Raw genomic sequence first — 20,873 nt, forward strand, 5'->3', positions numbered from 1 at the left:
ACCCATAACAGCCATGTTATGGGTAATTAGTAGTCAATAGCTGAAATTACCCGGCTTCACTCCCGCTGCCCGCAAACGCTATCAATAGATCGACAAATTCATCCGGATGGGAAATAAAAGGCGCATGTGCCGCATGACGCATAGTCACAGAACGGGTGTGCGGCCATTCACTATCAAGCAAGGCAGCAATCTTACGTGGTACCAAACCATCAAGATAACCATAGATACGCAGGAAAGGAAGCTGAAGCTGTGCCAGCTCACTTCTTAAATCATCAGTGCGCAGAATTTCCAGCCCGGCATTGAGCACTTCGACTGTCGGCATCGGCAGGCTCAATACCACTGATTTCAGTAAACGTGCATCCTGACGGGCACTGTCTGTGCCCAAAGTCTGCAATGCTAAAAAACGCTCAACCGTCTTCTGAAAGTCTTCACTCAACTGCTGCTTGAATGCACTCAGAACCGCAGGCTTGATCCCCGGCCAATCGCCGTCTTCACTGAATTTTGGTGATGAGGCTACTGTGATTAAACCCGCCACTTTATCAGGATTATCTAACGCAATCTGGCTGGCAATGAGCCCTCCCAGCGACCATCCCAGCCATAAGGCATTTTCTGGCGCCTGTTGCCATACCGTATCAGCCATCTCTTTCAGTGTCATAGCCGGATACGGCTGACTGCGCCCGTATCCCGGTAAATCCACTAAATGTAAACGAAAATGCGAAGCTAATCGTGTTTCCACTGAACGCCAGACCTCAGCGTTCAGCCCCCATCCGTGCAGCATCACAAGATCACGAGGAGCTTCGCCTAAAGTCTGCCAAAACAACTTATCCATTGTTATTCTCACCTTATTTACTCTCAGGAATTTTTTATCAAGGAAGAAAGCGATGTTCACAAAAACCATGCTAACAATGGTTGGGTACTGTTGGCTATGCCATCAAAGTTTGTATTTCGCTCATCATGGAATATGCCACATCTGCTGGCAAAACCTGAAACGGCTTGCGAACGTTTGTCCACGCTGTTCTCTGCCTGCCAGTTCTCGTGATTTACCCTGTGGCCGCTGCCTGAAGGAGCCGCCACTCTGGCAACAAATGATCGCGGTTACTGATTATGCTCCCCCTTTAAGTCAGCTTATCCGGCGCTATAAATATCATAGTACCCCCCAGCTCGCCGCAGTTCTGGCGCGCATATTTCTTCTGCACTGGTTGCAGGGCTATCGTGAAGGACTCTGGATTAAGCCGGACTGCATACTCGGTATTCCTCTGTACCGTCAGAAACGCTGGCAACGGGGGTTTGATCAGGTTGAGCTTATCATCAGGCCATTAGCACGCTGGTTGCGATGCCAATATCAGCCTAATCTTTTGCAACGCACACGTGCTACACTCACACAACGGGGCTTATCTGCCGCCCAAAGGAAAACCAATCTTAAGCATGCCTTTCAATTGCGTGGCGATTTTACCGATCAACATGTTGTCATTTTCGATGATGTGATCACCACGGGAACCACTCTGCATGAAGCCACACAGTTGTTAATTCGTGCTGGTGCCCGTTCCGTGCAAACCTGGGCAATATGCCGAACCTTGTAGTTCCTTTATGAATGGGCGTATTATAACCAACTATAACAGTCAACTATTGAGCAAATGACATGATTAATATTACTGAAGCAGCGCAAGCGCACTTTGCCAAGCTACTGGCAAATCAAGAACCCGGTACACAAATCCGCGTTTTTGTCATTAATCCAGGAACGCCGACAGCAGAATGCGGTGTTTCTTATTGCCCACCTGATGCTGTTGAAGCCACTGACACCGAATTGAAATTTGACCAACTTTCTGCCTATGTTGATGAAATCAGTGCGCCTTTTCTGGAAGAGGCGGTTATCGATTTTGTGACTGACCAGCTTGGCTCCCAGCTGACCCTGAAAGCACCAAACGCAAAAATGCGCAAGGTAGCTGACGATGCGCCACTGATTGAGCGCGTTGAATACACTCTACAATCACAGATTAACCCACAGCTCGCAGGTCATGGTGGCCGTGTCAGCCTGATGGAAATCACGGATGAAGGTTATGCCATCCTGCAATTTGGTGGTGGATGCAACGGTTGTTCGATGGTCGATGTCACCCTGAAAGAGGGGATCGAAAAACAGCTGTTACAGATGTTCCCTGAGCTGAAAGGCGTTAAAGACCTGACAGAACATCAGCGTGGCGAACACTCTTACTACTGATTTTAACCCATTATTTTTTGTTCTTTATATCTTTAGTCATGCCTTCCCAATTCTGTCATTGGGAAGGCAATAAAGTCATAAAGTAACATTTTTAAGAAACTGACACCTTAAAACGAAATTTTAAGAAACAAAACTGAGTGTTTATGGAACATTTTCAAACAATAAGCCCTGAACAAGCCTACCAGAACTGGCTAGATAAAAGTGCTCTGATGGTGGATATCCGTGATCCACAGAGTTTCCGTGCCGGGCATGTAACAGGTGCATTTCATCTGACTAATGAAACTATCAATCAACTCCTGCAAGAGGCCGATTTTGATCAGCCGGTTATGGTGATGTGCTACCACGGCCATAGCAGTCAGGGAGCCGCACAGTATCTGATAAATATCGGTTTTGAAACCGTATACAGTGTTAATGGCGGTTTTGAAGTATGGAAAAAAGATTATCCTCATGCCGTTCATGCTGAGTAACGGGCATCTGTACCTCTATACCCTATGGATTTCGAGTTGCATCGCGGCGGCAAGGGAATGAACCCCAGGAGCATAGGTAACTATGTGACTGGGGTGAGTGAACGCAGCCAACAAAGAGGCAACTCGAAAGACGACGGGTATAACCCTAATTTAAGGTGAATAATACGCACAATGATCCATGTAACTTCAATCCATAACCCAAGACTGGCTCAGGCCTTTATTGATTATATGGCGACACAGGGCATTCACCTGACCATCCGCCAGACCGATGAACCACATGTGGTTGAACTGTGGCTGGAAGATGAAAAACAATTAAGTGCTGTTCAGCAGGAGCTTAATCAGTTTTCCCGAGACCCGCTCAATGAGCGCTATCAGGCTGCCAGCTGGCAGGCAGGTAAAACAAGTACGCCGCTGAAATACGAAAGTAACCTGAACTGGAATACACTGAAAAGCCAGTCCGGCCCATTAACTATCACCATTTCTGCTCTCTGTATTCTGGTCTACTTTTGGATGCAGTTGGCTGGGGTTAATGAGGTTATGAGCTTGCTGGCATGGCCTAACAAAGAACAATATCTGGAACTATGGCGTTGGCTTAGCCCTGCTTTATTACATTTTTCGTTATTGCATATTCTGTTCAATCTTGTGCTGTGGTGGTATTTCGGCAGTCAGGTTGAAAGGAACATTAATACCGGAAAGCTTGTTGAAATCACAATAGTTTCTGCCATTTTCAGTGGCTGGGCACAATCGTTGTTCAGTGGCTCGCATTTTGGTGGGCTTTCCGGTGTAGTTTACGCTTTAATCAGCTATGTTTGGCTGAGCGGCGAAATGTCACCCCAAAAAGGACTCAGTGCCCCCAGAGGGCTTATCGCAATTTCAGTCATCTGGTTATTTGTTGGCTATTTCAATATGTTTTCTCTTAACATTGCCAATGCAGCCCACTTTTCAGGCTTAATTATCGGGTTACTGATGGGGTTATGGGACAATTTACGCAAACCAAAGAATCAATAATATTCCAATTAAAATCAGTTAATTATAATAAATTTAGGTAAAATTAGGGGAATGTTTTGAAGCAAACTCAGCGACATGATGCAATAATCGAGCTGGTACGTCTTCAGGGCTATGTCAGCACTGAAGAACTGGTCGAGCACTTTGATGTCAGCCCACAAACAATCCGACGTGATTTGAACGAACTGGCCGACAAAAATAAGATCCAGCGTCATCACGGTGGTGCAGCTTTACCTTCCAGCTCTGTCAACACAGCCTATCATGACCGCAAGATTATGTGGTCAGATGAAAAAGCACGCATTGCCCAGCAGGTTGCTACCCAAATCCCAAATGGTGCAACCCTGTTCATTGATATCGGTACTACACCCGAAGCAGTCGCCCATGCCTTACTTAATCATCAGGATCTGCGTATTGTTACCAATAATCTCAACGTCGCAACCCTGCTGATGGGAAAGGAAGATTTCCGCCTGATTCTGGCCGGAGGGGAAGTCCGTTCCCGTGATGGTGGCATTATTGGCGAAGCCACTCTGGATTTTATCTCCCAGTTCCGCCTCGATTTCGGTATTCTCGGTATCAGTGGCATTGACTTTGATGGCTCTCTGTTAGAGTTCGATTACCATGAAGTTCGAACCAAACGCGCAATTATTGAGAATTCCCGCTGTGTCATGCTGGTTGCTGACCATTCGAAATTTGGCCGTAGCGCGATGGTTAATCTTGGTAATATGAACCTGATTGATTTTCTGTTTACCGATAAAGAACCACCTTCCGGCCTGCAAAAAATCATTGAACAGCATAGTGTTAAGCTGGAATTGTGTTAGATCAGAATAATATTAAGCCAGAATCGTGTTAGAACTGGCTTCAGATTGAAGACATTCTATTTAGAATCCGCCTGTTTTCAGGCGGATTCTTTTTCCCCGGTCAATTACTCCCAGCCATCATCTCAGTCCTTTCCCTTCATAACCCTGCAATAACGAGTGAACTCAAATTTGCCTCTCACAATTTCCTTATTAATCTTATATATATGATAACGATTTGTTATCTGCATCACGCAAATATGTTTTTTTCTGGTAAATGGTTGGCGATTGATGAAATTTTGATTACAATCCCTGAGCGAAAACGAACATTAAAGAACTGTTTCGAACATTTCAGAGGGTATGCAATGGAAACCAAAGACTTGATTGTAATTGGCGGCGGAATTAACGGCGCTGGTATTGCGGCTGATGCTGCTGGCCGTGGACTGTCAGTCCTGCTGTTAGAAGGTCAGGACTTAGCCAGTGCGACCTCATCAGCCAGTTCTAAGCTGATCCACGGTGGCCTGCGCTATCTGGAGCACTACGAGTTCCGTCTGGTCAGTGAAGCACTGGCGGAGCGTGAAGTCTTATTAAAACTTGCACCTCACATTGCATTCCCAATGCGTTTTCGCCTCCCACACCAGCCACACCTGCGTCCGGCCTGGATGATCCGCATTGGCCTGTTCCTTTATGATCACTTGGGCAAACGTGTGAGTTTACCGAGCAGTAAAGGGCTGAAATTCGGCGCCAATTCAGTGCTTAAATCCTCGATTAACCGTGGTTTTGAATACTCTGACTGCTGGGTTGATGATGCACGTCTGGTCGTCCTGAATGCGCAGGAAGTCCAGAAACATGGCGGTGAAGTCCGTACCCGTACTCAGGTCACCCGTGCGTGGCGTGAAAATGATCACTGGATGGTAGAAGCTAAAGATCTCGTCACCGGTGAGAGCAAAACATGGCGGGCAAAAGGTCTGGTTAACGCAACTGGCCCGTGGGTTAAGAATTTCTTTGATAATGGCCTGCAACTGAAATCACCTTATGGTATTCGCCTTATCAAAGGCAGCCACATCGTTGTACCACGTGTTCATGACGAACCTCAGGCTTATATCCTGCAAAACGAAGATAACCGCATCGTGTTTGTGATCCCGTGGAATGATGAATTCTCCATCATCGGCACAACGGATGTTGAATATAAAGGCGATCCAAAAGACGTTAAAATTGACGATCAAGAGATCGATTATCTGCTGAAAGTTTATAACGACCATTTCAAAAAACAACTTAACCGTGCTGATGTCGTTTGGACTTACTCCGGTGTACGTCCGCTGTGTGATGATGAATCAGATTCACCACAAGCCATTACCCGTGACTATACACTGGATGTACAGGATGAGCAGGGCCAGACTCCGTTGCTATCCGTTTTCGGCGGCAAACTGACAACTTACCGTAAACTCGCAGAACATGCGATGGATAAACTGGCACAGTACTATCCAAACGCCGGTCAGGCGTGGACGAAAAATGGTAAATTGCCCGGCGGCGAGCTGGAAGGCCAAGACCGTGATGGATATGCCCGTTTACTTCGCCAGCGTTATGACTGGTTGCCAGAAGGCATTGCACGCCGCTATTCCCGCACTTACGGCAGCAACAGCAATATCATTCTGGGTGATGCGAAAGAGCTGGCAGATTTGGGTGAATTCTTCGGTTATGGGCTGTATGAAGCTGAACTGCGTTATCTGGTCGAACATGAGTGGGTTACTCAGCTGGATGATGCAATCTGGCGTCGTACTAAACTGGGTATGTGGCTGACAGATGAGCAGAAACAGCGCGTTGCTGATTGGCTGGCGCAAAATGTTAAATCAGTACAATCACAAAACTGATTTAATCTGACAAACTCGTATCTTAAAAAACGGCGATAATTTTTTATCGCCGTTTTTTTATTTCCTTCCGCTCAAATCCCCGCAGAAAAAATCATAAATTTTCGAAATCAATCATCAATACGTTCTATCAAAATTTCTTTATTTTCATTCGATTCTACTGGGTGATTTGATAGTACATTTTTAGCACTGTGGTAGCATACTTAGGATATAAAAAAACCAAATACAACACGAGATAGCATCATTAAATGGCAACTAAAACCTACTTAATCGTACCGGGGTATACGAATTCCGGGCCAGACCATTGGCAGTCCCATCTGGAAAGAAAATATCAAAATGTTATCAGAGTCCAGCAAGATAACTGGCTATCTCCCATCAGAGAAAAGTGGTTATATCGACTTCATGAAACTATTGAAAAAACCTCCGGTGAAATCTTTCTTATTGGGCATAGCTGTGGAGCAGTCACCATAACTCAATGGGCAAAAGAAAAAAGCTGTAACAGAGTAACAGGCGCATTACTTGTTGCTCCTGCTGATATTGATAGCCCTGATGCCCCACCGGAACTTCATATTCAACGCCCTTTACCAAAGATACCTCTGCCTTTTCCTACAACATTAGTTTGCAGCGATAACGACGAATTTTTATCGCTAGAAAAAGCTCATTCTTTGGCTAGATCCTGGAAGACCGAACTCATTGTTTTATCTGGAGCAGGCCATATCCACACAGCTGCAGGTTATGGGGAATGGCAAGAAGGTGAAAAACTAATAAATACAATATCTGGTAATCATTTAATTCCTTATAACTAGGAGATGATTTATGTTAACCATTCGGAAAGCCACAATAAAAGAGCCACAACAATTATCCCAAATGCTTGAAGAAAGTTATCGTTTTCATTTTTCTCAATTATGGAATGATAAAGATGAATTGGAAGAATATATTGCCGAAGAGAGTTCACCAGAAAGCATAGCGAGTTCGCTCAATACCCCGAATCATAAATGGTTCATTGCCGAGACTAACCGTCCTATTGGATTTATAAAAATAGCTGTAAATAAAACTATTCCGGATAGTGAATTAACAGGATTGTATTTACATAAACTCTATCTGCTGCCACACCTGACCGGGCAAAATTATGGTCAACAGATGTTTGACTATGTTGAAAAATTAGGACAAGAACAAGGTCAAAAATGGCTTTGGCTGGAAGTGCTGGAAAGTAACAAGAAGGCGCGAAAATTCTATGAAAAAAATGGCATGACATGGTACAGAGATATTATATTCACCAGCCCTAAACAGCAAAGCACACTGCATATTATGATTAAAGAAATTTCTCGCTAAAAATTACTTCCTTCACCTTCTAACTGCAAATTGATTGACTAAGCTTACTTACTTTCAGTCAAATAGCATAAAAAGGTGAAGGATATATTATATATAAACACATATGATTAACTTGATGAATTATTATTTTTGTCTTTTAAAAATATCATTTGGGTAATACTCAATATTAAAAACACCAGATTGCGTCCCATACTCACTCCCAATTTTTCGTGATGAAGCTATCTGTATAGTACCCGTTTCGCCAAGAAATTTTCTCTTAACATGCCTGTATTCTGAATCTGTAATAGGGCTATACAATGAGCCATTTGAAAATGTTTTTTGTTCTTTCCAAAGTTTGGGCCGATTAATTTCCAGATCAATTCTATTTCTTTTTTCTGGCTGAGATAAACGATTATTTTTAGACAAATAATCCATGAGAAATATCCATCCACGAATAGGAGAATCTGGTTTTTCAGATTCTATCTTAATCCACTCCAACGATAATTTAACTAACTTCCTAATCATTCCCGTCTGAAGGGATACCGAAAGCAAATTATTGGTGTGTAAATTTAAACCACCATATTCAACTTCAGTATTATTTCTGTTTCTACTCCTCTCTATCTCTGCTAATTTACTTAATAAATTACTATCACTTTTTTTATATCCCTGGCTATTCCCTTCCCTATGCTGGCTCATAAAACGACTAATTGATTCCATTTTATCATTATCAAAATTTAGTTCATTATAAAGTCTGTTATCTTTACTAAAGCTAAATTTAGAATTTTTATTCAACATTTCAGTGAGACATTGCTTCATTCCTGCATTACTATTTCTTTCTAAATTAATATGTTTATCTAATCTGCGATAGATTGATAATTCCTCCGTATTTTTAAATAAAAAATGCACCCACGATATCAACAAGTACTCGGCAATTTTCGGGAATTTTCTCAGATTGGGATCACGCAAAAATAATGGATTACACATATCAGAAGTTATATAAGAGGATCGGCTAATAAGCGATTGTAATCTCATTGGAAACTCTTCACCATCTTGACGCGTAATTCCTAATGCATTATTTAAAGCATCAATTGTTAAATAAATATTATCATCCCGTTTTTCTTTTCTTAAATCTGATATAAGTACACGACGGGCATCACCTTCTCCATAAACAAATATTACATTTTTATTCATATAATTAACTCCTATATTAATCTCTCACTCTGGTTAAACACTTATCCGTTACGAAAGAAACCCGTCCTGATATCTATCATTAGTATGCCAGCACCTTTATATTGGCACTAATTTTTCCAAACATAATTCTTAACATCCTGTATATCAGGATAATATAATCATGAAAATTCATTATCTTTATTTTATAAAAATACCATCGCCACTCTCATTTCCATTCTGACTACAGTTTCCTTAGTGTCATTGGAAGCCAATCGTCAGGCAAATATGGTAATATAATGTCGGTTAATTCTGGTCCATGATAGTATTTATAGTGTTTCAAAACTTCATCACTGTACTTTTCACCATATATCAAACCAGTGAAAACCTCCGCAACAAACTCTGTAGAATTTTTATCCTGAACATAACTGCTAACCTGCCTTGCTATATCGCCATGTATTGTATGCTTTTTCCTTATTTTCTCCGCTGATCCGGGGTTAGTAGAATTTGACCCCTTGCTTTCCCAAAATATATTGGATTCTGATTTATCGCATTGAGCATGAATAATATGTCCAATCTCATGGACAATAGATGCAACTGCTTTAACCGACAATTCAGGAGCAAAGGAAGACCGATGTGATGATTTCATTTTTTCATATACCATATCTGGTACACCAAGTGGACCAAATTTTCCAAAAGATGTCCGGTTATCAACCGGTTTCCTCGACCATCCTCTCCTAGTAGAGTCACTATTTATTGAATTTTCTTTTTTAATCTTATTTTGATTTATATGTAAACAAGGCCCTGTTTCAGGCCACGGTACTGACTGGTTAAGTGCCTTATCTTCTATTCTTGGCCAACGTGTTTGAAGCGAGCCTCTATTTTCCTCCAGATAAACTTTTATTTCTTCTACTTTTTTCGAAAAATACTTCACTCTTGGCGCTATTTTATTAAATGCATAACTAATCAAACGTAAAAAAGTTTCATGATTTTCATTAATTGATTCTCCCTGTTGTCCCATAAACATAATATGTACCCCCATAATATAATTACTGGATATAACAGTACAATTTTGAGTGTAATAAGTAGAAAAATCTAAATCCTGTGATTCCAGGGGTGCTCCTATATCATCCCGACGAATAGCCCCTACTGAGCATTGACGCTTGCTTTTTATACAGAACTTCATACTGTGTCTACCTTATTTTCATTTGACTTATTTCATGCTGTTTCTTCCTGCTTCATGCAAAAACGGAATAATTTCCTCAGTCATAGCCTGCATAAACGATGGTGGAAAAGTGTGTCCCATTTGCTGTACTGGTAAGAACTTAGCCCCGCTAATACGTCTGGCGGTATCTTCTCCACAAGCCATCGGAATTAAGGGATCATCCTCACCATGTACAACCAGTGCAGGGCAACTAATCCGGCTCAAAAGCTCAGCCCGGTCAGAATCTGCAATTATCGCCAAAATCTGCCGGATGAAACTTTTGGGATGATAACCACCGCGACGAAAAGCCATTCTCAGATGCTGAGCCTGTTCATCTGTATTTAGTGGTTCAGAGGGAGAAACGATAAGCCGGATTATTTTCAGTTGGTGAGCAACCAGTTCTTCCATGCTGGTATCGACGGGTTTGGATAACAACGCTGCCATTACCTCCGGCTTTGGCAAGGGAAGACCCTTAGCACCACTCGAACTCATGATGCTCACCAGACTTTTTGCCCGCTCAGGGTAAGTTGCCACCAGTCTCTGGGCAATCATCCCTCCCATGGAAGCGCCGATAATATGAGCCTGAGGGATATTCAGCGCATCAAGCACCCCCAGAGCATCATCAGCCATGTCCTGCATACTATAAGAAGCACGAACAGGCAGCCCCAGATGAAACCGGATTTTCTGCCACAATAAAGAGCGCTGTGGGATATGATCAAATTTCTGGCTCAGCCCCGCATCACGATTATCATGCCGAATTACCCGAAACCCTGCCGCAACTAACAGATTTACTATGTCATCTGGCCAGTCAATAAGCTGCATTCCCAGACCCATGATAAGCAACACAACCGGTCGCTTCTCATCATTGGCCCCTTCACCACTATCTTCTATTTCAATTGGGACATCATTTGCTATAACTTTCATAAGAAATAACCTCATGATATATCAATGAAAAAAATAATTGGCCTGATAAATATACTACCCCTGTCTTTTATTGCCGCAGGATAGAATAAAATTTAATAGTAATGAAATAAAAAAAGAGAAAACTGTTTAGTTGATGACTCTATATTGAGGTAAAGAACAAAATACCATCAAATTGTTTCATACTGTGACAAATAGTGTAGCAAAAATCACCATACAGACAGAAAAATACAGCAGACATAAGGGTAGGAATCAGGCTATTTCCCTATATTCTCCCATGATGATTATTTTTATATCTTCAGACCAAAATAATAATATATCTTCAAAATATTGATAATATTAGTTTTTATTATTTATTAAATTTTCATTTATTCTGTAATTGTGATATTACTCCCTTTTCTTTAATTCGCTGGTTGCGGTTTATGTTCAAATTTATGAAGATAAATAAGAATGGATAAAAACTTGTAATGATGAGTCAAACATTCATTAAAAAAGAGGGGATTGCGCAATCATTTCTGGCTCGTTATCTCCTCTCAGAACAATGTGGCAATCGCCTGAAAACCATAGAGTTACTGGCAAAAGAGTGTGGGTTGTCCGTGGGTTTAATGCAGGCAGCATTAAAATCTCTCGAGCAATCGCAGGCGGTTGGAATTAAGCGTCGTGGTAGGAATGGCAGCTTTCTCTCGCAGATTAACCATAAATTACTATTGGAATATGCCGATATCGGCAATGTAGTCTGCGCAATGCCCCTTCCCTATACCCGCGCCTATGAGGGTCTGGCCAGTGGTTTAAAAGCATTGTGTGCAGGTGTTCCTTTTTACTTTGCACATATGCGTGGCTCAGATATCCGCATTGAGTGCTTACTGAATGGCGTCTATGACTTAGCAGTAACATCAAGACTCGCCGCAGAGCAGCATCCAGATAATAAAGATATATATATTGCGCTATCACTAGGGACCCAAAGTTACACAGACAGACATCGGTTAATCTTTCGTCAGGGGGAGATGGAAACTATCCGCCGCGTAGGGTTAGACAGCACCTCAGCTGACCAGAAAATAATGACAAAGCAGTATTTTGCAGGAAAAGAAATCGAACTGGTCGAGGTCTCTTACCATGAATGTCTGAATCAAATCATGAAAGGCCACATTGATGCGGCTATCTGGAACGTTGGACAAGGCCACGAGCTGATTGCACAAGGCCTGATGACCCAACTTCCCGATGACGGTGAGTGTTTTATCAAAGCCTCCGAAGCGGTTATCCTTGCCCGCAAGGATAATATCCCTATCCAGCAACTCTTGCATACCATGGTTGACAGAGAAGCACTACTAACCCATCAGCAAAACGTGGTATCAGGCATAATCGAACCCATTTACTGAACCTTAATTAGCCCCAAGTAAGGTCTCAGCCAAAAACAGACTCAGACCAAACATAATCAATGAAATCTGACGTGTAACAAAAAGCGATGGTAGAACAACGGCTAACTATCCTGTTGCAAGGTGGTGTCATCGATCAGGATATCTACGATAATATGCTTGATGTCGTGCATATTCTGGAGGAGTTCTGGTTAATCCCAGTCCGCCATCCACAAGGTGAAATGGCGCTTACTCACATGGCAAGTGCTTTTATGCGATCACGTCGTGGGGAAATTGTTTCTCCTATAGAAAAAGACATTCTGGATAAAATAAAACAATCCGGGAATTATTCACAGTTACTCAAAATTCATCATTCCCTGTTGGAAAAATTTACACTTACCCTACACCCCAATGAGGAAGGCTATCTGTTAATAAATTTATATGGTTTAATACTTGCAACAACAAGTTACTGATTTTTACACATCATAAATATTCAAAAAAATGAAGATTAAGAAACTTCAAGTGTTTTTATTTTTCGCACACACGTACTGCTTTGCAGCTACAAAGAGAAACCTATGTTTATTAATGCGTTAAAAAAACAGAATCCTAAATTAATAGAAGTAGCAAAAAACCTTTGGCAGCAGGGTACGATTCTACCAGATACTTACGTCATTGATGTCGATCAGGTATTAAAGAATGGTCAGCATTTACTGCAAACAGCAGAGCAATATGGTATCGAACTCTACCTGATGACCAAACAGTTTGGCCGTAATCCGTGGCTGACCAAAAAACTGATTGAACTTGGCTATCCCGGTGTGGTTGCGGTGGATTTCAAAGAAGCCTACAGCCTGAGTCAACACGGTATACCGCTATGTCACATTGGCCACTTAGTACAGACACCCGCTCATCTGATAGAAACCATGCTCCGGTGTGAGCCCAAAATTATCACTGTATTTTCGCTGGAGAAAGCTCAGGCCATATCAGATGCAGCTGAAAAGCTGGGACGTATTCAGCCCATCATGCTGAAAGTCTTTGCTAAACGCGATATGGCTTTTACCTGTCAGGAATCGGGTTTCCTCTTTGAAGAGCTAGATTCAGCTATTGATGCTTTAAAACAGATGCCGGGTATTAAACTATGCGGTCTGACTCATTTTCCCTGTCTGGCATGGCATGCCCAGTATCAGACCACGTTACCAACTGTTAATTTGCAGACGCTGATCAGAGCACGAAACAAACTCAGGCAACGCGGCATTTCCCTCACTCAAATCAATGCCCCCTCAGCAACCAGCTGCAGCACCATTCCCCTGTTATCAAAATATGGTGCGACTCATTTAGAACCGGGTCATGCCCTGACGGGAACAATCCCTGCAAATAGTATTGGCCGGGAGCCTGAACAGATCGCGATGGCTTATGTCACGGAAATATCCCATCACTATGAGGACAAAAGTTATTGTTATGGTGGAGGCTACTACCAACGCAGCCATATGAAGCATGCACTGGTTTTTCCAGAACACAACAGTTCATACAAAACAGCACGGATATTACGGTTAGGTGAACCCTGTATTGATTACCACTTATCTCTGTATGGATTACATCCTATTGGTAGCCCGGTGATCATGTGCTTCCGGACTCAGATTTTCGTCACCCGCAGTGATGTCGCCCTGATTTCAGGTATTCAGTCAGGAAATCCAAAGCTTGAAGGCATTTATGACAGTCAGGGCAACTGGAAAAACAACGGTTACTCTTAATAATTACTCAACATAGGTATTACATTTAATATTAACTTTCCCTCAAATAATGTTATTTTCGCTCTAGTCAATTTACCGCATGATGCTGCGCGACTATTTATTTACGGAAATAATTTTTACGGAATAGTTATGCTTTATTTATGGAATAGTTATGGAATGCCAGAAAAATCTCAGGAATACACCCATACATTCCGCTCTGTATTCCCCACCCAAGATTGATACATCAGGTTACACCTATGTTCATGAGCACTTGCATATTGATCTGTCCGAAGCCAAAGGCACCCTTGACTGTCGTCTGGATCAGTATGAACTGATTGTTGATGAACTTCGCCATCTGCATGCGCTTGGTCTGCGCAATATTGTGGAGGTGACCAACCGTTACATGGGGCGCAATGCCTCCTTTTTACTGAATCTGGTACGTGATACCCACATCAATATCATTGCCTCGACAGGCTATTACAAACGGCCATTCTTCCCCGCTCATTTCAGTACATTAAGCATTCAGGACATTGCTGAAGAGATGATTACTGAAATTGAAACAGGCATTGACGGTACGGAGTTAAAAGCCGGTATTATTGCCGAAATTGGCTCCAGTCTTGAGGTAATTACCGAAGATGAACAAAAAGTCTTTGCCGCAGCCGCTCTCGCACATCATGCTACCGGGTGCCCCATATCCACCCACACCACCTTAAGTACAATGGGACGTGAACAACTGGCGCTCCTCAAGGGGTTTGGTGTTTCTCCTGAATCTGTGGCGATTGGTCATTGTGATCTGAAAGACAATCTGGACACGATTATTCCCCTGCTTGAAGAAGGTGCCTGGGTACAATTCGATACCATTGGTAAAAACAATTACTATCCTGACAGCGGACGCATTGCGATGTTACAGGCGCTTGCCAGACGCGGGCTACTCGACAGAGTCATGCTCTCTCAGGATATAACCCGCCGTTCTCACCTGAAAAGCAACGGAGGAATTGGTTTCGATTACTTACTCACGGTATTCGTTCCGATGTTGCTGACTGCCGGCTTTACCCAAACACAGATAGACCGAATGTTACGCGATAACCCTGCCCAATTCTTCCGGCACCGCTATTCCAAATAACTAAGCAATAATTCGACAGAAAATAAGAAAGAGAGGGATAACAACATGAAATTTGTCGTTGGTGGACAAATAGAAAAAGAAAAAATTGCCGAATGTATCCGGCAACTGGCCGGAGACAAAGCCGCCTCCGTCGTCATTATGAATGACATTGAAGCCTCTATGGCGATTAAAAATGGCGATGCCGATTATTATTTTGGTGCCTGTAATACAGGCGGTGGCGGCGCGCTAGCTATCGCGATTGCCCTTATCGGTCTGGATCTCTGTGCCACCATTGGTATGCCGGGAAAAATTTTATCCGACGATGAGATTATTGCTCATGTCAAAGCAGGCAAAAAAGCCTTTGGCTTTACGGGGCAGGATATCGACATTGTTCTTCCGGTGATCATTAACACGATCATTTCTCAATAAGGAGCCTGTCATGCAACATTTTCATGAGTTCCTGATGAGACTAATGGAAGTCGATCCTTTTAAAGCGGGATTACTGGCTTCCATTGGTGCGATTGCCGCCATGATGGCAAACCGTGGTATCGCCGTTTTCCATGATGGCCTGCGTCCGCTGCTCCCTGAATATCTGGAAGGACGAATGAGCCGTAAGGCGCTGGCAGCAACAAGTTTTGCCCTGAGCATCGGTCTGGTCGTCGGGTTTGGTATTCCCTTCTCGCTGACAGCCCCCATCGTGCTGGTTCACAGCCTGTTGCTCGGTACCGATATGATTGGTATCTGGTGTGCCAACAGCCGAAGAGGATTCGTGGCTTCAGGTATCATTGGAGCTTTATACGCCATTGCCTTACTGGCCGGATTACGTTCCGTCGTTGAACTGTTTGCGATGCTGCCGGTTAATTTCACCGATGACCTGAAAAAAGTCGGTGATCCGATTGTCGCCTGCTTTGCTCTGTTCCCTGCGATGGTCGTCGGCTATCAATATGGCTACCGCAAAGGGCTTTTAGTCATGCTCACCGCTTTAGCCGGCTATGTAGCGACCAAAGCCGCTGGCCCGCTCAGTTTTGGGGGGCTAATCGAAAAGCCGGTCAGTGTCGATCCGAATGGTGCGGCTTTGTTGCTTTCGATGATTGCCATGTTCTACTTCGCCATGCGTGAACGTCCGAATAATGCCCCATCCGCAAATCAATCCTCCGCAGCACCAAAAGGTGCCAATGAAATGTTAGTCGGGCTGTTCTCAACCCGCATCGAACGTATTCAGAAAAATAAATGGCTACTAATCCTATGTGGTGGCCTGACTGCAAGTGCAGCGACCATGTCTTTCAGCCTGCTGGCAGAAGGGCCGGTATCCCTGCAATTAATGGCGCAGGATGAGCAGACTAGTGCCCTGCTGGTGGCGCTGGCACGTGCCATCGGGTTTGTCCCGCTGGTCGGTACAACGGCAATCGCTACTGGTGTCTACAGCCCCAACGGAATGAAATTCGTGTTTGTGGCAGGTCTGGCAACCAGCAATCCGTGGCTGGCTTTTGTCGCCGGTGGCCTAACGATGTTTATTGAGATCCAGCTACTGGCAAAAATTGCTATCTGGCTGGATAAATATCCCGGCGTCAAAGCGTGTAGCGGCCATATTCGTACCGCGATCACCAAAATGCTCGAAGTCGCCCTGTTGGTTGGTGGTATGATCGCTTCCAACGCCATTCTGCCGGGTATGGGCTTTATGATTGTTGCGGGGATTTATCTGCTTAACCGCACATCTAAACGTCCTTTGGTTGAAATGGCAATCGGCCCGATCGCAACCATTGCCGTAGGTATTCTTGCTAACGTACTCTATTTAGTCGGAATAAATTAACAGGAACAAAGTGAGAGAATGAAAACCGCGCCGTTACAAAGCATGACGATGGCACAGGCCCAGAAGCAGCAGTTTAAGCTGGTGGATATCATCTGTCGTCACTTTCCCGGCGCGGATTTTCTCTCACAGGGAGATCTGGGTTTAGTCCCGGATCTCCAGCAACCCAGAATGACGTACCGTATTGAATCTGTTCTCGCCGAATATTTTAATGCAGAAGCCGCAGCTTTTGTGAATGGTGCTGGAACAGGCGCCTTGCGGTCCGGGCTGGGAGCAATGCTTCGTCCTTGCGAGACATTACTTGTCCACGACGCACCGATTTATCCCACGACTAAAACATCGATTGAACAAATGGGTCTTAATGTCGTTTATGCAGATTTCAACTGCACAAAACAGCTTGAAACTGCCATTCAACAGCATAAGCCTACAGCTTGTCTTATCCAGCATACACGGCAGAAAATTGATGATCGTTATTCTTTGAAGGAGATTATTTCTATCCTGAACAAGCATCACATTCCTTCACTGGTAGATGACAACTACGCCGCCATGAAAGTGCCTCACATCGGCTGTGAATATGGAGCAACGCTTTCTGCCTTTTCCTGCTTTAAATTACTTGGGCCACAGGGAGTAGGCTTAGTTATCGGTAAGCAGACAATCATCGATAAACTGCATCAAAACATGTACTCCGGCGGTTGTCAGATTCAGGGCTATCAGGCGATGGAAGCATTACGTGGGCTGGTATTTGCACCGGTCATGCACGCAGTACAGTCTGAAGTAAATGAAGAATTAGTGTTCCGGCTGAATCAGGGGGAAATACCCCAGGTAAAACAGGCTATTATTGCCAATGCCCAGTCCAAAGTAGTGTTAGTCGAATTTCATGAACCCATTGCGGATGCGGTACTGAACACTGCGCATACATTGGGCGCATTACCTTATCCCGTTGGGGCAGAGTCAAAATTTGAAATTCCGCCCCTCTTTTACCGAATTTCCGGCACATTCCGCCAGACCGATCCCACGCTGGAGAAACGTATGATCCGCATCAATCCCAATCGTAGCGGAGCCGAAACCATCATACGTATCTTGCAGGCAAGTTGTCGGAAACAGACATCCGGCTGATATTCTGCTAATCAGGACTAGCAGCCAGCCATCAAATATTTTCCCTTCTGGATCAGCCATCACTCTTCCCATAGAATCAATGATAGCTATCCAATTGAATAAATTACATAAATGATAATAAACAGGGAAAATATTATGATGGAAGAGCAGATTCAGGAAGCCTCTCTTGCCACGGTTAAAACAGCCAGCGACATCGCATACCAATATGTCAGTGAAATTCGAAACCAGCGTGTCTATCCCGATTCTGATGCCTTACTGGGTCTGCAAAATTTTGACAGGCCACTACCTCAGAATGGCACTGATTGTCAGGAAGTGCTGGCACAGCTTCACAAATACGGCTCACCGGCCACAGTTGCCAGCACGGGCGGGCGCTATTTCGGGCTGGTTGTCGGCGGCTCAACTCCCGCAGCAATGGGGGCCAATATTGTCTCCAGTGCCTGGGATCAAATAGCGCTGATGGAGTCCTCCTCTCCCGTTGCTCATCAATTAGAAAAAATTGCCGGACGCTGGGTATTGGAGCTTTTGAATTTACCCTCAGATGCATTCGTTGGTTTCGTCTCCGGCACCACGATGGCACATGTCAGTGCATTAGGTGCTGCGCGCCAGTATCTGTTCCAAAAGCAGGGCTATGATCTGGCAGAACAGGGTTTGCATAATGCACCACCGTTGAAAGTTGTTCTGTCCGAAGAAACCCATGTTTCTGTTTTAAAGGCACTGAGGTTACTCGGTTTCGGTCGCTCACAGTTCATTTTTGTACCCTGTGATAATCAGGGACGCATCATTGCCAGCGCTGTTCCTGAACTTTCAGATAACATGATTCTGGTATTACAGGCTGGTAATGTGAACTCTGGCAGTTCTGATCCTTTCCAGTCCCTGATTCCACAGGCTAAAAAAGCAGGCTGTTGGGTGCATGTCGATGGTGCCTTTGGTCTCTGGGCACGGGCATCAAAAGAAAAATCTGAGTTAGCCGGAGGTGTTGAAGGCGCAGACTCATGGGCGGTAGATGCCCATAAATGGCTGAACACCCCCTATGACTGTGGCATGTGTATTGTAAGCAACAAACAGGCACTGAGAGATGTCATGACAACCTCTGCCGCCTATGTTGAGACTCAGGAAGTATGGCAGGCAAAAGACATGCTGCCGGAATTTTCCCGTAAAGCCAGAGCCGTCGAAGTGTGGGCGGCTATTTCTGAACTGGGTGTTCAAGGGATTGAAGCATTAATTGATCGCTGCTGTCTGTATGCTGAAATGCTGGCTGATGGTCTTAAATCACTGGGTTTCACTATTCTTAACGACGTTGTTCTAAATCAGGTAGTGGCCTGTCTGCCGGATATCACTTTGCAGCGCAGGATGCTGCAACTGGTTCAGCAATCCGGTGAATGCTGGTTCGGGCAGACGACATGGCAGGGTCAGGAAGCCATAAGGCTCAGTGTCAGTTCGTGGGCAACCACAGAAGCCGATATTCAGCGTAGCCTGAAAGCAATCGCAGTAGCGATTGATGAGGCAAATAAAGACATCAAATAAATAAGAATACCGCTATCAAGTATACACAAAGAACACATATATATGATATTTGTGTATACTTAATTAAGTATATTATGTATACATAAACCTCATTTAAACGTGATATAAGTGTAGACTTAATACCATGAATCACATGACTGCTATTCAATATCTGAATAAATTTGATCAGCAAGGTCGCTATGTCTTTACCACTAAAGATCTCGCTAAAGTTTTTTCAGAAGATAGTAAAAGAGCCTTTGAAGCCGGTCTGAATCGCCTCGTGAAGCACGGGGTGTTATTACGAGCCTGTAAAGGCATTTATGTATTCGCACTGTCACAACATAATGGGCTGGACACGCTGGAATTAATCGCCAGAGCAATGAGGCGAGGTGAGTACAGCTATGTCAGCCTAGAATCTGCATTATCTCAATACGGTGCTATTTCCCAAATCCCGATTGATCGGCTGACTATAATGACAACTGGCCGTGAAGGGACTTATAGAACACCTTTCGGCACTATTGAATTTACACACACTAAAAGATCCGTACCCGATATTATTAACAACATTAAAGAAATTGGCAGGCCACTCCGTCTGGCCAGTAAACAAACAGCTTACCGGGATCTAAAACGAGTCGGCAGAAACATTCATTTAGTTGAGAAGGAGGTTATCAATGAAGATTAATCGTACTGATTTCTCACAGCTGGTTAACATCGCAATGCAAAATGACCAGGTGACACACATGAGACCTGTTGTCGAAAAAGAACTTCTTCACTATGACATCTTATTTTGTCTTGAGCAGGGCGGGTTACTGGATGAGCTTGTTTTTCAGGGAGGGACATCCTTACGACTCTGCTATGGAGGCAGCCGCTTTAGTGAAGACTTGGACTTTGCTGGTGGAAAAGATTTCTCATCCAGTCAATTAAAGGACATGAAACAGTGTATTGAAGATTACATTGGAAAACGATATGGCTTAGAAGTAACGGTAAAAGAACCCGATATCTTGAAGCAACAGCCCGAGTATTCTGAACTGAAAATCAATAAGTGGCAGATTTCTATCATTACATCTCCCGGCAGAAAAGACTTACCCAAACAACGCATTAAGATTGAAGTTGCCAATATTCCTGCTTACACCCGAAATATTTTGCCATTACGTAACAACTACCCTTCTCTGCCCGATGGTTACAATGACACATTGATACATGTAACCCCAATTCCGCTTAAGCTATTGCTGAAATATCTTCTTCTGAGTAGAAAATTTTCAGTGATGGCTTTTTCTCTTTAAGGCAGTAAGCAACCAATCCCGTTAAAATCGT

21 protein-coding genes and 2 pseudogenes are annotated in these 20,873 nt (G+C 43.7%); 18 read left to right on the plus strand and 5 right to left on the minus strand.

Going from position 1 to position 20,873, the window contains the following annotated elements; all coding sequences use genetic code 11:
• Positions 1-46: 46 nt before the first annotated feature.
• Positions 47-829, minus strand: coding sequence for a pimeloyl-ACP methyl ester esterase BioH (gene bioH, locus AACX68_RS09720; protein WP_228858966.1), 783 nt, complete (start codon positions 827-829; stop codon positions 47-49).
• A gap of 52 nt (positions 830-881) precedes the next feature.
• On the opposite strand from bioH, the gene gntX reads away from it, so the two are divergent.
• From gntX to AACX68_RS09760, 8 genes are all read left to right on the plus strand, one after another.
• Positions 882-1,580 (plus strand): DNA utilization protein GntX, encoded by a 699-nt coding sequence (gene gntX / locus AACX68_RS09725; RefSeq protein WP_370630286.1) that lies wholly within the window; start codon positions 882-884, stop codon positions 1,578-1,580.
• Positions 1,581-1,639: 59 nt separating this feature from the next.
• Entirely contained in the window at positions 1,640-2,215 is a 576-nt protein-coding gene (gene nfuA, locus AACX68_RS09730) for a Fe-S biogenesis protein NfuA (protein WP_086954736.1), read from the plus strand.
• A 143-nt stretch (positions 2,216-2,358) separates the two neighbouring features.
• Positions 2,359-2,682 (plus strand): thiosulfate sulfurtransferase GlpE, encoded by a 324-nt coding sequence (gene glpE / locus AACX68_RS09735; protein WP_099120372.1) that lies wholly within the window; start codon positions 2,359-2,361, stop codon positions 2,680-2,682.
• Positions 2,683-2,853: 171 nt separating this feature from the next.
• Entirely contained in the window at positions 2,854-3,690 is an 837-nt protein-coding gene (gene glpG / locus AACX68_RS09740) for a rhomboid family intramembrane serine protease GlpG (RefSeq protein ID WP_228858967.1), read from the plus strand.
• Positions 3,691-3,746: 56 nt separating this feature from the next.
• On the plus strand, positions 3,747-4,505 hold the full coding sequence (locus AACX68_RS09745; protein ID WP_228858968.1) for a DeoR/GlpR family transcriptional regulator: 759 nt from the start codon (positions 3,747-3,749) through the stop codon (positions 4,503-4,505).
• Positions 4,506-4,846: 341 nt separating this feature from the next.
• Positions 4,847-6,352 (plus strand): glycerol-3-phosphate dehydrogenase, encoded by a 1,506-nt coding sequence (glpD, locus tag AACX68_RS09750; protein ID WP_228858969.1) that lies wholly within the window; start codon positions 4,847-4,849, stop codon positions 6,350-6,352.
• 245 nt (positions 6,353-6,597) lie between these two features.
• Complete coding sequence (locus tag AACX68_RS09755; protein ID WP_228858970.1) at positions 6,598-7,155, plus strand: RBBP9/YdeN family alpha/beta hydrolase; 558 nt, start codon at positions 6,598-6,600, stop codon at positions 7,153-7,155.
• A 10-nt stretch (positions 7,156-7,165) separates the two neighbouring features.
• Positions 7,166-7,681 carry a GNAT family N-acetyltransferase gene (locus tag AACX68_RS09760; RefSeq protein ID WP_228858971.1) on the plus strand — a complete coding sequence of 172 codons (516 nt, stop codon included), beginning with the start codon at positions 7,166-7,168 and terminating at the stop codon, positions 7,679-7,681.
• A gap of 123 nt (positions 7,682-7,804) precedes the next feature.
• On the opposite strand, the gene AACX68_RS09765 is transcribed toward AACX68_RS09760, so the two are convergent.
• The 3 genes from AACX68_RS09765 to AACX68_RS09775 form a co-directional block, all read right to left on the minus strand.
• Positions 7,805-8,851, minus strand: coding sequence for a hypothetical protein (locus tag AACX68_RS09765; RefSeq protein ID WP_228858972.1), 1,047 nt, complete (start codon positions 8,849-8,851; stop codon positions 7,805-7,807).
• Between the two features lie 220 nt (positions 8,852-9,071).
• Entirely contained in the window at positions 9,072-10,013 is a 942-nt protein-coding gene (locus AACX68_RS09770; RefSeq protein ID WP_228858973.1) for a hypothetical protein, read from the minus strand.
• Between the two features lie 27 nt (positions 10,014-10,040).
• Complete coding sequence (locus tag AACX68_RS09775; protein WP_228858974.1) at positions 10,041-10,955, minus strand: alpha/beta fold hydrolase; 915 nt, start codon at positions 10,953-10,955, stop codon at positions 10,041-10,043.
• Between the two features lie 464 nt (positions 10,956-11,419).
• Here AACX68_RS09775 and yhfZ point away from each other — a divergent pair, with 464 nt between their 5' ends.
• From yhfZ to AACX68_RS09825, 10 genes and pseudogenes are all read left to right on the plus strand, one after another.
• On the plus strand, positions 11,420-12,328 hold the full coding sequence (gene yhfZ / locus AACX68_RS09780; RefSeq protein ID WP_099120378.1) for a GntR family transcriptional regulator YhfZ: 909 nt from the start codon (positions 11,420-11,422) through the stop codon (positions 12,326-12,328).
• Positions 12,329-12,414: 86 nt separating this feature from the next.
• Positions 12,415-12,777 (plus strand): PRD domain-containing protein, encoded by a 363-nt coding sequence (locus AACX68_RS09785; RefSeq protein WP_099120379.1) that lies wholly within the window; start codon positions 12,415-12,417, stop codon positions 12,775-12,777.
• A 102-nt stretch (positions 12,778-12,879) separates the two neighbouring features.
• Entirely contained in the window at positions 12,880-14,052 is a 1,173-nt protein-coding gene (locus AACX68_RS09790) for a YhfX family PLP-dependent enzyme (RefSeq protein WP_228858975.1), read from the plus strand.
• Positions 14,053-14,203: 151 nt separating this feature from the next.
• Positions 14,204-15,154 (plus strand): phosphotriesterase-related protein, encoded by a 951-nt coding sequence (locus tag AACX68_RS09795; RefSeq protein ID WP_228858976.1) that lies wholly within the window; start codon positions 14,204-14,206, stop codon positions 15,152-15,154.
• 45 nt (positions 15,155-15,199) lie between these two features.
• Complete coding sequence (locus tag AACX68_RS09800; protein WP_228858977.1) at positions 15,200-15,562, plus strand: DUF2620 domain-containing protein; 363 nt, start codon at positions 15,200-15,202, stop codon at positions 15,560-15,562.
• Between the two features lie 10 nt (positions 15,563-15,572).
• Positions 15,573-16,943, plus strand: a complete 1,371-nt coding sequence (locus AACX68_RS09805; RefSeq protein ID WP_228858978.1) for a YhfT family protein — start codon at positions 15,573-15,575, stop codon at positions 16,941-16,943.
• Positions 16,944-16,961: 18 nt separating this feature from the next.
• On the plus strand, positions 16,962-18,056 hold the full coding sequence (locus tag AACX68_RS09810; protein ID WP_228858979.1) for an aminotransferase class V-fold PLP-dependent enzyme: 1,095 nt from the start codon (positions 16,962-16,964) through the stop codon (positions 18,054-18,056).
• A gap of 135 nt (positions 18,057-18,191) precedes the next feature.
• Positions 18,192-19,580, plus strand: coding sequence for a pyridoxal phosphate-dependent decarboxylase family protein (locus AACX68_RS09815; RefSeq protein WP_228858980.1), 1,389 nt, complete (start codon positions 18,192-18,194; stop codon positions 19,578-19,580).
• Between the two features lie 124 nt (positions 19,581-19,704).
• Entirely contained in the window at positions 19,705-20,241 is a 537-nt protein-coding gene (gene abiEi, locus AACX68_RS09820; protein ID WP_228858981.1) for a type IV toxin-antitoxin system AbiEi family antitoxin, read from the plus strand.
• Positions 20,231-20,758: pseudogene (locus tag AACX68_RS09825) on the plus strand (nucleotidyl transferase AbiEii/AbiGii toxin family protein); the annotation flags it as partial. The gene abiEi and the pseudogene AACX68_RS09825, both read left to right, overlap by 11 nt.
• 19 nt (positions 20,759-20,777) lie before the next feature.
• On the opposite strand, the pseudogene AACX68_RS09830 reads toward AACX68_RS09825, so the two are convergent.
• Positions 20,778-20,873, minus strand: a pseudogene (locus tag AACX68_RS09830) (IS982 family transposase); the annotation flags it as partial.

Origin of the sequence: Xenorhabdus sp. PB61.4 (assembly GCF_963894935.1) — a bacterium.
Classification (GTDB): Bacteria; Pseudomonadota; Gammaproteobacteria; order Enterobacterales; family Enterobacteriaceae; genus Xenorhabdus; species Xenorhabdus stockiae.